Below are 14,035 nucleotides of genomic sequence, written 5' to 3'. Positions count from 1 at the left end.
CAATTTCTGTATGCTTTTGTCAAGGTACGATGTTTTCCTAGTTCTTTTACTCTTTTTTGTTACTTTCCTCTTGACTTCGTATAGTCAGTCTTAATATAATTTGAATATAATTTGCGAATATAAAGTAACGAACAAAAATCAATTACTTTGCATATCGGTCCCAACTATCATCAGTAGAGCGTGAAAGTCCATTTTTCTTTGTTCGTTGGCTTTCTGTTTTTTCGAACGAATCTATAAACGTGTAATAACGTGGGATTTGATATTTAGCCATCCGTGGTTCACACCATTTGGCAATGTCGGCGGGATTCGGTCTGTTCCTGCCAGAGACACACTTTATGAATACCTTCATATCATCCCCGCCCAATTCACCGGGAACGCCTATAACGGCGCATTCCTCAATATCTGGATATTCATTGATGACCCGCTCCACTTCCCAGGCCGAAACATTTTCTCCGTTAATGCGAAGGCTATCTTTTGACCTACCCTTAAAAAAGATATACCCCTCCTCGTCCATGTAAGCTAAATCACCAGTGGCAAACCAACCATCGGGAAGTAGGCATTTACTTGTCGCTTCCGGATTTCGGAAGTATCCTTTGAGAATGAGCCCTGACTGTTTGCCTCTAACCTGAATCTCACCAAGTTTCCCTACCGGTACGATTTTGCCGTCATCTCCCATGATGCGTACCTCAAAGTAAGGCAGTGGTTTACCGATAGAACCAATTTTGCCATCGAGACAGACCGTCGTCAGGCTGGAACATTCGGTCATGCCATATGCCTCATGAATCTGCACACCAAAACGATCCTCAAACTCTTTCCAAACCTGACGGGCAGCACCTGCCCCCCAGGCGATTTTTACCGAGTGATTTTTATCATCGGCTCTTGGCGGCTGTTTTAATAAGATCGGCAATACACTTCCCAGATAGTGCACACGCGTTGCTTTGTAATGTCGGGCCTGATCCCAGAAACGCGACGCGCTGAAACGAGGAAGCAAAGCCATAACGGAAAGATAGATCAAGCATACACATATCATCTGCACGCCGCCAATATGGCAGAATGACTCCCACATCAGCATTACTTCACCAGGACCAGCCTCATTGGCAATCGCCGCGCCTTTAGCACACGTGCGCAACATTCTATCTGTCAATAAGACTCCCTTAGGTACACCAGTGGTTCCTGATGTATAGGAGATCGCCAGCACATCTTCAGGTCCTGCGCCTGGAACGATAGGAGGAGTAGCTTCAGCATCCGCACCTACCGAAGAAAAAGGTAGTTGGTGAGCAATACCAGTTTCAGAGAAATCGGCATTGCCGCGCGTGAAGATAAACTTGATATTATTCAAGCCGACTCGCCTCAAACTCTCCGCTATAATATCCGCAAAACTTTCGTCAACGAGCAGAGCACGTGGGTCAGAAAGCTGCAGCAGCAGGTCGAGGTTGGCACCTTTGAGGTTGGTATTGAGGGGAATATATGTCAAACCAACTTTTGCGCAGGCAAATACCATAAAGAAAAAGTCCGGGTGATTGGGGATCATTATAGCGATACGATCTCCGCGCCGGAAACCAAGATCGAGAAAACCATTTGCAAGCCGGTTAACTTTTTCCTCTATTTCACCATATGTGATAGGTACGTCCTCATAAATGCAGAAAACCCTATCCGCTTCATCTTTCGCTCGTTTCTCAAGCCATTGTCTTATTGTTGTATCATCGACATAAATCATAACCGTCACCCTCTTACCATAAGCACAAGTAAAATATCTGTGGAATATTTAGCTTCTTGTTATACAAAATTGCATATTTAAATATTCACTGACCGTAATCTATGCTAGATAACTGATATCTATCCTCTCCCTTCGGACAATAAAACAACAATAAGTTGAGCAGGGGGCTCTGACCAACTCAAATACTGCTGCGGATTCATTCAGCCACATACCTATGATTAAAAAACAGTTTTATTGTGGGTAAATTCCAAAAATTACAAACGAATATGTCCTTTATGAAATTTACAGTTACAGCATAGCGTGAATATTTAGAAATATACAGCGCGCTTTTTTAATGTTTCCATTTGACTTTTTAATGGACTGAGGTTTGACTGTGAATTGCGGCGCTTTCCGTATGCAGATACAAATAGGTTATTATCTTCTGTTATCACCAGTGCCGGGTTTGGCGAATGCTATACGGCACAGGATGCATTTGCTACAATGTGTGTCAACATGCCATTCACTACGGCGTAGGACATATTAGGATATCGCATTCTAGTATCGGGCCAGCCATAATTGTCTAAATGTCTCCATTTATGGCTAGCGATTATCGCCATTATTTGTATGTGCTATAAGTGAACCCTAAGCTATAAAAAACGGTCAAGGAGAGCTATCCATGAAAAAACAAGATAATTTATTAAATGAACAGCTTCTAAACGACATTGGAAATATATCCCGCGTCATGTCCGCTGACGGAAAAGTGGCAGACTATATACCAGAACTTTCATTAATGTCGGCGGAACTATTTTCACTGAGCTGCCAAGGTATCGATTCTCCATTAATTGAGACGGGCGACAGCGGGCAGTTTTTTACCATGCAGTCTATCTCCAAGATCCTTGCCTTATCCTTCGCGATAGAGAACTTTGGCAGGGACAACGTATTCCGTCATGTCGGCATGGAGGCGAGCGCCGACTCATTCAACTCGCTCATGCGTATTGAGATGACCTCCTCCAAGCCGTCGAATCCCTTCATGAACGCGGGAGCGATCGCGGTATGCTCGCTCATCTACAAGGCATATAAAGATGGGTCCGCCTGCAGGCTCATCGCATTTATGAAGAGTATCACCGGCAGGGAAAACGGCTTCGACGAACGGGTCTTCGCCTCGGAAAAACGAAGCGCCGACCGGAACAGGGCGCTGGCCTTTTTTATGAAGAGCATGGGGCTGCTGCATGGCAACGTCGAGGCGATCCTTGACCTTTACTTCACCCTATGCAGTCTGCGCTGCACAAGCGGCGACCTGGCGAAGATCGGCGCGATGATCGCCTCCGGCGGAATATCAATCCACTCGGGAGAAAAGATCCTTACGAAAGAGACCGTCTTCACGGTGCTCGGACTTATGAGCGCATGCGGGCTATACAACGAATCGGGAGAGTTCGCGGTACGCGTCGGCCTGCCCGGCAAGAGCGGCGTCTCCGGCGGCATCCTCGTCTCCGTTCCCGGACGCATGGGTATCGGGGTCTTCTCCCCCGCCCTCAACGCGAAGGGCAACTCTGTCGCGGGGATAAAGGCGCTGGAGTTGCTCTCCGAAAAGCTGAATCTGCGTGGCCTCGGCGAATAGGACGGCGGCCATGCTTATAAAAAAGATTCTCCCCGCGGAAAGGGAACGGGCGCTGGCGCTCGCGATGGATGTCTTTATGCAGTACGAGGCCCACGATTACCCGAAAGAGGGCATCGAGACATTCCGGCGTTTTCTGGCGGACAGAGAAAAGATAGAGGCCCTTGAAATGTACGGCTCTTACGAGGGAGACGAACTCACCGGCATGATCGCCATGGGCAATGAGGGAGAACATGTCACGCTGTTCTTCGTCGACGGCAAACACCAGCGGCGCGGCGTCGGCAGAAAACTCTTCGAGGCGGCCCTTAGCAGAAGCTCGTCGGAGACGATCACCGTAAATTCTTCGGCCTTCGCCGTCGGCATTTATAGGAGACTCGGCTTTACCGCAGTGGCAGAAGAACAGACGAGTAATGGTCTGAGATACACACCGATGATTTACAAAAATAAAAACTCAGGATAAAAGGCCGCTGCAAATGCGGCCTTTTTAGCTAAACTATTCGTAGAGCAAAAAAGGCTAAAAACAAGACGGCGAAAACCAAACAATTAAAATAAAATTTTATCATTATTTTTACCCTTCACAAAACTTGCAAAAGATAATTTAGGAGCGTATTATTGGATTCATAAAATACCCCAATACTTAAAGAGGAGAGTTTTATTATGCCTGGTCTAGCTAAATCTCATGACGCACCACAAAAATCAACTCGAATTGCCCCCCCCCAGAAAGATACAGCAAAGTTTATTTAATCCTACCGCTTCTACTATTTATTTTAGCTTCATCAGTCTTACTGCATAGCTTCGCAGCAGCCACTCCAACTCAGACCACCGTCTACGTGCAATATTCCGGCAGCGGTGACGGAAGCGACGATAAAGGTTCCGGAACAGACAGCGACCCGTTTGATACATTCAGAGGCGCGATGAAACACCTTGACAGAGTTTCATCAGGCGACATCGGCGACCTGACGGTCATTCTTTCGGGGGATAGTTTAATGTCCGACAGCAACGACATCAACTTGCCAACGGACAGAGGACTTACATCACTTTCAATCGAGTCGGCCTCCGGCGACTGCAAAATCAGCACGTCAAGCGGCGATGCATCGCTCAATATGTACGCCAACGGCATCCCCATTACGATCGGTGAAAAAGTCTACTTCGACGGCACTCTATATGGCGGCTCCCACGCTAGAGACCTAATCCTAAAAGACGGAGAAAACATCGATATTACGGTCAAAGGAAAGAGCGCCGTGATATACGGCGGATGCGACTCCGCCGACATGACCTCCGAGGGCAGTTCGGCGATCAAAATTAGCCTCACGGAGACGGGTAATCTTGGTTATATCTTCGGCGGCGGTTATAACTCAAACATCGGAACGGAGACAAACCCGATACCGGTAACAATCAACCTTGAGGGCGGAGATACCGACCGGTCCGGATACATGCGATCCAGCAGTCCCCGCATATTTGGCGGCGGCAAAGTCGTGAACTCAGTAGGAACCTTCAGAGAGTACGGCGACGTAAAAATCCTGACCGGTAAAAAATCATTCGCCGGAGAGACTAACGCCGACGTTGTCCGAATCTTCGGCGGCGGCATGGTTTCACGGCCTGATATATACCATTCCGCGGCCTCCGGCGACGCCGTACAGGAGATCATCGGAAACATCGACATCGAAGTGGCAAGCGCTGATTTTGCCGATACAAGAAACAAAAACCGCATAGACGGTATCCGCGGAGGCGGATATGTGTATACTGGCATAAGCGGCGACGACTGGAACAGAAACGGCGGCGCGGTATCAAGGGTGATCGGGAACGTACATCTGGACATTAACAGATGCGTGGACAACAGCCTCGGATTCGGCATCAACGGCGGCCCTTATGCCTATGGACCGGCTCATACGGGGGAGATCTCCGGCGACATAACGGTGGATATTCACAAAATAACCACCGGCACGACATACGTCACCAGCGTCGTCGGCGGCGGAGAGACTATCGACGGCGGAAAAATCAACATCGGCGGCAATATCACGGTCAATCTCCACGACGGCGCGGCAAGTAAACACAACAACGCGAGAATCAACGGCGGCGTAAAAATATCCTCGGGCGGCGGCGAGGCAAATATATCCGGAGACATCGATGTCAATATCGGAAATGGTTGTTCCATGCTGGATCCGGAGCCTAATCAATCTTCCTCTATTATCGGCTGTGCGGACATCGAAAAGTCATCATCAAAGGGCATTGTAAATATCGGCGGCGACGTCAGGATAAAGATCGGCGACGATTTTGCCTGTTACGGAATAACTGGCGTTAACATATACAATGAAAATAGCTCGGTTAATATATCCGGAGATATATCTATTACCGCAGGCGACAGGATGTCCACAATAAATCCTTTTTGCGGAGCTGGCTACGTTAAGGGAAAATTGAACGTCAGAAACATCCGCATTGATATTGGGAATGATTTTCACCTTGACGGGACCAGCAGCAGCGGCTATTTCTACGGAACTGGTCAGACCAAAGGCAGCAGCGAAGCCTCTATAAAAATCAGCGACGACCTCAAAATAACTATCGGCGACGGGCTCTCCTGCTCCTGGTTTTTCTCAGGCGGATATGTTCTTGACGGTACCATCTTTATCGGCGGCGATATCAAGACACACATAGGAAAAAACGCGAAACTTGCGTCTTTTGTCGGCGGCGGTTACACAGGCGCCGGCGGTTACGCTGCTAGAAGCTGTATCGTTGGCGGCAGCATAACGACGGTTGTTGATGGTACGGACGGGACATGGAACGGCCTTTACGCCGCGGGACGAGCTAGTGTAGCCAACAGCAAAGCTACCGTGGGATTCGATCTCGACGGCAATCCTTCGGCGGCGGGAGGCAACGTGAGCACAACGATAAAATCCGGTACGATCAAGTCATACTACGGCGCCGGATATGTAAGCACCGGTTCTTCAGACGCTGCGGTTCGCGGCAATGTGACCACGACGATGGAGTCCGGTACAATCACGTCATACAACGGGTCCGGATATGTAAATGGAGACACTTCTAACGCCAATATCAACGGCACCGCCTCATCTATATTTATCTCTTCGTCTGGGGATATAAATATCGGCAGTACATGTTCTCCCTCCGGACGTGTCTATGGAAACAATTCAACCGCCGATACAGGCGGCGTTCGTCTTGAATTCCAAGGCAATAATTTCAAGAGATTAGAGGGATCTTCATCTAGAATAAATATATACGGCTATGCGAAGACCTCTACGTCAAGCGCGAAGGTAAATGGCGGCGCGGCACTGGTACTGGATGACGCGGTCGTCAACGGACTTTGTTATTTTCAGCCCCTTTCCAACCCTCCCACCACCCCGCCCGCCAACACGGCGATCTCGGGCGAAAAAACGCTGACGGCAAAAAATATCTCCGGCATCATAACCGCCTACGTCTGCGACAACATCTATATAGAAAAATCCGCCGACATGACATTTATTGAAAGCTCTTATACACCATTCACCTGCGATTATCTGGACGTCGCGGAGGGAGCTTCGCTGCACCTCAAAAACGACGCCCAGCCAAATAAGGACCTTTCCGGAAGCGGCAAAATAACTCTGCCTAACGACAAGCTGCTGGTAGTTAAAGGCAAAGTGACCGGCAATCCTGAGCTTGCCATCGAGGGCACGCCAATCGGCGGACATATCTACGCGGCGGCCTCCTCCGCAAGCGACGGCGGCTTTACCTACAGCGGACCCGGCGTGCTGAAAAGGTCGCTCTCCGATTTCGGCTCGCAGTATCTCTGGCGGGTGGCTGACGACGGCCCCGTCGTCGTGCCGGAGGAAAACAGGACGGACGCCGACCATTCCGGCGTACTGGATATCAAAGAAAATTCATTGGAGGATTTCCTCATCTATGACGCCTTCACGGCGATGAAGGATAATGGCACCCTGCCGGTGGGCTTTGACGAAAACAAACTCTCCTCTATAAAGCCGATACACGCAGACAGCATGGATATCGAAGTGACGGAGTTTGCCGCCAGCGGCGATATCGCGGAGGCGATCGCCCGTTACTGGGATATCGAACCGGCTTCAAAGGACAGGGTGAAGCTGATCGCGCTGAAAAACACCTCCGCATCGAATAACACAGGCTCCGACGGCGGCATTTTCGTCAAGTTCTGGCGCATGCTGGCGGAGACGTTCAAAAACAATCACGGCAGTGAGGTCACGAGCGGCGATTATCTGCCTATCGAGGCAAATTTCACTATATCGTCAGCCGATATCCCGCAGGAGCTTAGCGCCAATATCGACGAGGGGAATCTCACCGAGAGTTTCCTGCGAAATGTCCCGCTGTTTGTGGTCGTAAGTGAAGACGCCGGCGGAAATTATCTCCACGCCCGCAGCCTCGGCGACGCGGCCGGAGGAGATACGGCTAAGTACGCGGAGGTCAGCAAGTCCGGCGACTGTTATCTGGTGTCGACGCGGATTTTGCTCTTCGACCATCCCGGAGGCGTTTCCGGCGATATCGGCGCGGACAAAAAGAGCGGCGTCAAGTGGCTCACGAAGATGGATATCAAAAACGACGGCGATAATACGGTACGCGACAGAAACTATTATCTGGTGCAGGACGGCGCAAACGACGGCGTATATAATCTTTCCCTCGCCTTCGCCGTGAGGGAGGTCAACAGCCCCGCTATAAACATCACCGTATCGGGAGACGTCGCTCCCGCCGACGCCCGCTGGAGCATCAGCGACGCCTCGGGAGACCTGGCGGAGAGCGGCAGCGGCTCCCATACTTACACACCGGAAAAGGACGGGCTCTATTCAGTGACCTTTGACATTCCCGAATATTATAAGTTAAAACTGAACGGAGCGGAGGGCAATGTCATAAGCCGCGATCTTAAATGGGGCGAACGCTGGGATATAGAGGCCATCTACAATTATGACGCAAAGGTCAGGGCCAATATCGTACTCCCCGCAGGCGCGTCGGAAAATCTGAAGATAACCGGACCGAACGACAGGGTGTCGCTGGCTTTGAGTTATGACGTCACCCCTCCGGGAGCGACGGTCACAAAGACGGAATGGAAGAGATCCAACAAGAATATTGCGGACGTGGATGAAAACGGCATCTTGACCGCCCTCTCAGGCGGAGACGGAGGACGCGGAGAGTGCACGATAACGCTGACGCTCTGCCCAGCCGGTACTTCGGATGTCGTCAGCGCGGAAAAGACGTTCACCGTCACCTCCGCCTATGTGATAAAGAGGGGCGAGGTATTCACGGTGGATAGCGACACCGATTTGTATTCCCTCTCCGTGGAGGAGGGCGGCACACTGCTGGTACAGGATTGCATACTGACCGTCTCTGATTCGCTTCTGCTGGCGCGGGGCGCTCTCGTCTCTCTTTACGACGGGGCGATGATAGACGCCTCGACGGCGGACTCCTCCGGCGCGCCGCAGCTGATAACGCAGGGAAACGACAAGATCAACATCATGGTGAAGCAGGGCAGCTCGCTGTCTTTCTCCAATCCCCTGCTAAACGGAAATTATGTGAGCGGAACGATATCATGCGGCAAAGACGGCTCGTACGACGCCACGGTGCCGAACGGCATCAGGGTTACGCCGGTATCAGCGGAGATAACCGAGGGAGAAACATATCCTCTTTCGGTGGAATTCTCCCCCTCCAGTGCCTATGGAAAGGTCGTCTGGTCCTCCACGAGCACCGACATCGCGGAGGTCGCGGCGGACGGCACGGTGACCGCAGTCGCCGGCGGCAGAACCGTGATAGAGGCCTCAATAACCACAGAAGCCGGTGATACCTATACCTCGTCGTGCGACGTCACGGTGGTAAAAAAGGCGGGCGGCAAAGCGGATAGCATCGTATTCCTCAACGCGGGAGATCCTCCGTCCCTTGAGCTGGGTACTGAGACCACAGCGGAAGGACTCACCCCCTCAGTCTTACCCTCCTCCGCCAATGTGTCACTTTCATGGCGGAGCGCCAGGGAAGATATCGCCGCGGTGGACGCGGCAGATGGAACGCTTACTACCTTCCTGCTGGAGGGAAGCTGTGAAATAACGGTGACGGACTCCGAGAGCGGTAAAAGCGCCTCCTACACGGTCACCGTAAGAAGGCCGGCCGTACCGGTGGAAAAAATCACATTCTCTAATACTGGACCGTTTAACCTGAAACTGAACGAGACGCTCAGTATAGAGGCGGCGGTCGAACCGGAAAACGCCACCGTGAAAAGCCTTTCGTGGTCCAGCAGCAAGCCAGAGGTCGCGGAGGCCGCCTCGGACGGCAGTGTGACGGCCAGAGGATACGGGCTTGCCATTATCACCGCCGCCGCAAACGACGCCTCCGGGGTCCACGCATCATATATAGTGGAGATAAAGAACCCCAACGAAGATCCGTCAAAAGAGGATGGAAAAAGCGGAAGTGGCTGTAATTCAGGAGTATATGTGGGCGCGGCGTTGCTGCTGCCGTTTATCATCAGGATCAGGAAATTCTTCCGGTAAACAAGATACAGACTGCGCCGGTATGGGCGGAAGGCTTCAGGCCATACCGGCGCTCCGTTTAGATTGAGACTGTATTTTCAGTCAGATGTGGCACAAAAAGATTTTATGGAGGATAAAATATGCCATATATAGGAATGACGCTCTCTGTGAGACATAAAAATACCGCGCAGGGGAGGGAATCCGGATAGATGTGGGACGCTCATGTTTTTTTACACGCGCTGCTGAACGACGGGCAGATGCGGGAGATATGTCTTGAAATCGCCTCCAAAGAGGAGAGCGAGCGGGCCGGCGCTCTGCGCGAACTGGGATTCGACTTCACTCCGCGCCAGATCGACGACGCCGTATGTCAGGAGTTTTTATCTATACCGAAGGATAAGCGGGATATCCTTGGCGAAGGTGATATACGGGACCTGGTCATGAAGTTATGGGGAAACCATATGGGATAACCTGGTACGGAAGCATACAGCATAGATATACGAAGAAGAGACGCCTTGCATAATGGCGTCTCTTCTTTGTTGTCGGATATTTCTTTATCGGCAGGAGCGGAGAGCTGCCTCTAACGCTTCTGCTCCTTACCCCAGGAGTCCTTCAGCGATACGGTGAGGTTGAAGACGGGGCGCTCAGGCATGGTGGCGCTGTCGGCGCAGAAGTAGCCGTGACGCAGGAACTGGAACTTGTCAAGCGGCGCGGCCTGCGCGAGCGTAGGCTCCACGAGGGCCTCTTCCATGACCACGCATGACTGAGGGTCAAGGTAGTCCTTATAGTCTTTGCCCTCTTCCATGTCGTTCATGTTGCGCAGCGTAAAGAGGTGTCCATAGAGGTTGACTCTCGCCTTCACGGCGTCACCGCCCCACACCCAGTGGAGCGTGCCTTTTATCTTGCGTCCGTCGGGGGCGTCACCGCCGCGGCTCTCCATATCGACCGAGCAGCGCAGCTCCGTGACATTCCCCGCCGCGTCCTTTATCACCTCGCCGCACTTGATGATGTAGGCGTGCTTGAGGCGCACCTCTTTGCCGGGCGACAGGCGGAAGAAGCCCTTCACCGGCTCCTCCATGAAATCTTCGCGCTCGATGTAGACCTCTCTGCCGATCTTCACCTTACGACTGCCGGCCTCGGGATCTTCGGGGTTGTTCTCGGCGGGCAGCTCGTCAACGAAGCCCTCGGGCCAGTTTTCAAGCACCACCTTGAGCGGATTCAGCACCGCCATGCCGCGCCGCGCCGTCTTGTTGAGCTCTTCGCGCAGGCAGTGCTGCAGAAGCTCCACCTCGACCATGCTGTCGGCCTTCGCGACGCCGATTTCGCGGCAGAAGCGGCGAATAGAGGCGGCGGTATAGCCGCGGCGGCGGAAGCCGGAAATCGTCGGCATGCGCGGATCGTCCCAGCCGTCGACGATACCGAGAGAGACAAGCTCAAGCAGCTTGCGTTTGCTCATCACCGTGTAGGTGAGGTTGAGACGCGCAAATTCATACTGGTGCGGCACATGCGGAACGTCCACGTTGGCGATGAACCAGTCGTAGAGGGGCCGGTGGTCCTGGAATTCAAGGGTGCAGATGGAATGGGTGACGCCCTCGATGGCGTCCTCGTAGCCGTGAGCGAAGTCGTACATCGGGTAGACGCACCATTTAGCGCCCGTACGGTGGTGCTCGCGTTTGAGAATGCGGTAGATAACGGGGTCGCGCAGATTCAGGTTGCTGCTCGCCATGTCGATCTTCGCGCGCAGGACGTGGCTGCCCTCTTCAAATTCTCCCGCCGTCATCTTTGCGAAGAGTTCAAGGTTCTCTCCCACACTGCGGTCTCTGTAAGGCGAGTCGGATCCGGGCTTCGTCAGCGTGCCGCGGTTGGCGCGTATCTCCTCCGCGTTCTGGTCGTCGACATAGGCTTTGCCGGCCTTTATGAGGTCGAGCGCCCACTTATAAAACTGTTCAAAATAGTCGGAGGCGTAGCGCAGCTCAGCCCACTCGAAACCCAGCCATTTGACGTCCTCCATGATCGCCTCGACATACTCCGTCTCCTCTTTCGCGGGGTTTGTGTCGTCAAAGCGAAGGTTGCACCTGCCGCCAAACTGCGCGGCCATGCCAAAGTTGAGGCAGATGGATTTCGCGTGCCCGATGTGGAGATAGCCGTTAGGCTCCGGTGGGAATCTCGTGACCACCTCGTTGACCGTACCGTTTTCAAGGTCTTTAGTTATTATCTCCTCGATAAAATTCTGATTCTTATTTTCTGAAGCCATTAGGCCGCCTCCAATTATCTATTAAAATTTTTCCAAATATAACTGCAATATTTTTTCCGGCTCTTCCGGTGAAACTAATAATGAAAGATATGATAATGCAATCAGGAACTCAAGGGAATAGCTTCCCTGACTAAAAACGGAAAAACTTTCCTTTGTCAGCTCCGCGATGCCGACGCCGCCGTAAAAGGCGGGGTTTTTTCGGCCGCGGGCGCACGAACTGGCCGCGATGATGAGCGGTCTGCGGCTTTCCTCCGGAAAACTTTCCGCCAGCTGCAGGCGCAGCCTCTGCGGCATATTCCCCGCGCCGTATCCAGCGAGGATAAGTATCTTACAAAGATCAAAGCGCGGCAGGACCGCGGGATGCAGCGTGACAAGCGACAGCCCTGCTGCGGCGGCGCGCCATTCAGTCTCTTTACCATCGAGGGCGCGGTATATCCCGTTTCGCGGCAGTGCGCCGTATCCGGTAGATACATAGGCGGAGAGCGCCTCGGCGTCCTCCTTATGTACAAAGGCCCCCTCGTAATCCCGGCCGTCAAAGTGGATGAATACGCCGCGCTTCACGCCGCAGAGAAGCCTTGCCGCTCCGTGGAGGTTGGATTCTCCGTCAAAATCGGGAGCCCCAGGCGTCCGCTGGCTGCCGGTGAGCACCACCGCGGCGTCCGGGTCGGCTGTGAGCGAAAGCCAGGCGGCGGTATAGGCCATCGTATCGGTCCCATGGATTATGAGAATCTTTTTTACCCCGCGCAGGACCGCTTCGTTTACCCTCTGCGTAAGCGTCAGCCATTCAGCGGGAGAGATGTCGGAGCTGTCGCATCCTGCCTCGCCAAAAACAACCTCCACACTGTAAGAATATCCTTTTTCGCGGAGGAACTCCCCCCCCCTTTGAAGAATGCCGAGAGCGGCATCTGAATCCGGCACCGCGCCATTTCCATGGTCGACTGAGACGATGGTGCCGCCGGTGGAGATTATCAGCACCTCTTTCATCAGAACGACGCGGCCTCCTGTGAGAGAAGTATGCCTTCGTACCAGAGCAGCATCATCGCCGCCACCGTCAGGATCGGGATCAGGCTTCCCCTGAACGGTTTCGGTATCCTGCTCTCCGCCGCCTGCACGATGAGCCAGCAGGCTGGAACCAGTACAAGACGCGAGGCGACGACCGCGAGCCAGAAGATGACGAAGTTCAGCGCCTGCCCCCGCCACGAGATGCCGAGTCCTTCGCTCAGCGTGGCGATCATGTCGGCGGGAAAGAGTATATAGGTGACGATCGATATCACGATGAAGGCCCGGAAGACCGACCATATCTGCAGCATCCCCCTCGGCGCGCCCTCAAACTCCGGAGACTCTCCATGAATAAAAAGCGCGCTGCCGGCAGTGACGCTGCGATGTGGGATCTGGCTCAATATCACGAAGACCAGAAGCAGAACGCCGCAGATCCCCCAGGCGGACATAGAGGCAAAGTGTCCCGTCATGGAAAAAGAGTTGAGGCTGAAAGGGTCGCTGTCGAGGCCGTTTTTCGTAAAGAAGGAGGCCAGCGAGGCATAACAGGCGACGAGCGGCACCAGCAGCCGCAGCATGTTGCGCATCTCACTGCGGGCGACCTCGTTACCGGTCCCCGTTCCCAGCGCGTAAAGCGAAATAAGCGCGAATACCTCCGAGAGCAGCAGGAACTGCACGAGCTGGATGAGATCAGAGCCATTGTCGATGATGGGGATAAAGGTGCAGAAGGGCAGACTAGCGCAGACCGTCATCAGCGAGGCTATCGCCAGCGATGGGCCGTAAAGGGCGATATTGACGGCGGCGGTCTCCGGCAGCCCTATCTCCAGGCGGAAGATGGCGCGCAGCCCTCTCCTTGGTACGCGGACCCCACCCATGCGCTTTCTCTGTACGGCCGAGACCAGCAGCAGATAGAGCTTCTCCGTCACGATCGCCGCGACGAGCGCAAACCCCATCAGCAGCCAGGCGTTGAAATACTTAAAAACCATCGAAAAGAGATCTATCATTAAAAA

At 52.9% G+C, this 14,035-nt stretch carries 8 protein-coding genes; 4 read left to right on the top strand and 4 right to left on the bottom strand.

The features are described 5' to 3' along the window. Window positions 1-142: 142 nt before the first annotated feature. Window positions 143-1,717 carry an AMP-binding protein gene (locus BED41_RS06485; protein ID WP_066744218.1) on the bottom strand — a complete coding sequence of 525 codons (1,575 nt, stop codon included), beginning with the start codon at window positions 1,715-1,717 and terminating at the stop codon, window positions 143-145. Window positions 1,718-2,372: 655 nt separating this feature from the next. Between BED41_RS06485 and glsA the strand changes: the two genes are divergently transcribed. The 4 genes from glsA (at window position 2,373) to BED41_RS06465 (ending at window position 10,245) form a co-directional block, all read left to right on the top strand. Beyond that, entirely contained in the window at window positions 2,373-3,314 is a 942-nt protein-coding gene (glsA, locus tag BED41_RS06480) for a glutaminase A (RefSeq protein ID WP_084002297.1), read from the top strand. A 10-nt stretch (window positions 3,315-3,324) separates the two neighbouring features. Beyond that, a complete protein-coding gene (locus BED41_RS06475; protein WP_066749046.1) occupies window positions 3,325-3,771 on the top strand; it encodes a GNAT family N-acetyltransferase in 447 nt (148 codons plus the stop codon). Window positions 3,772-4,225: 454 nt separating this feature from the next. After that, window positions 4,226-9,799 carry an Ig-like domain-containing protein gene (locus BED41_RS06470; RefSeq protein WP_084002296.1) on the top strand — a complete coding sequence of 1,858 codons (5,574 nt, stop codon included), beginning with the start codon at window positions 4,226-4,228 and terminating at the stop codon, window positions 9,797-9,799. 188 nt (window positions 9,800-9,987) lie between these two features. After that, entirely contained in the window at window positions 9,988-10,245 is a 258-nt protein-coding gene (locus tag BED41_RS06465) for a hypothetical protein (protein ID WP_066744210.1), read from the top strand. A gap of 110 nt (window positions 10,246-10,355) precedes the next feature. Here the strand turns inward: BED41_RS06465 and BED41_RS06460 are convergent, their stop codons facing one another. Genes BED41_RS06460 through BED41_RS16620 form a run of 3 tightly spaced genes read right to left on the bottom strand, consistent with a single transcriptional unit; the run spans window position 10,356 to window position 14,029 of the window. Further along, window positions 10,356-12,029: a glutamine--tRNA ligase/YqeY domain fusion protein gene (locus BED41_RS06460; protein ID WP_066744208.1), complete on the bottom strand. Its 1,674-nt coding sequence runs from the start codon at window positions 12,027-12,029 to the stop codon at window positions 10,356-10,358. A 21-nt stretch (window positions 12,030-12,050) separates the two neighbouring features. Continuing rightward, window positions 12,051-13,013, bottom strand: a complete 963-nt coding sequence (locus BED41_RS06455; RefSeq protein ID WP_066744206.1) for an asparaginase domain-containing protein — start codon at window positions 13,011-13,013, stop codon at window positions 12,051-12,053. Then, window positions 13,013-14,029, bottom strand: a complete 1,017-nt coding sequence (locus BED41_RS16620) for a hypothetical protein (protein ID WP_066744204.1) — start codon at window positions 14,027-14,029, stop codon at window positions 13,013-13,015. Before BED41_RS16620 ends, BED41_RS06455 begins: the two co-directional genes overlap by 1 nt. Between the last annotated feature and the right edge of the window lie 6 nt (window positions 14,030-14,035).

The sequence above is a fragment of the Cloacibacillus porcorum genome (genome assembly GCF_001701045.1).
In the GTDB taxonomy this organism is placed as follows: Bacteria; Synergistota; Synergistia; order Synergistales; family Synergistaceae; genus Cloacibacillus; species Cloacibacillus porcorum.
This window is presented reverse-complemented; position numbering and strand designations above follow the sequence as displayed.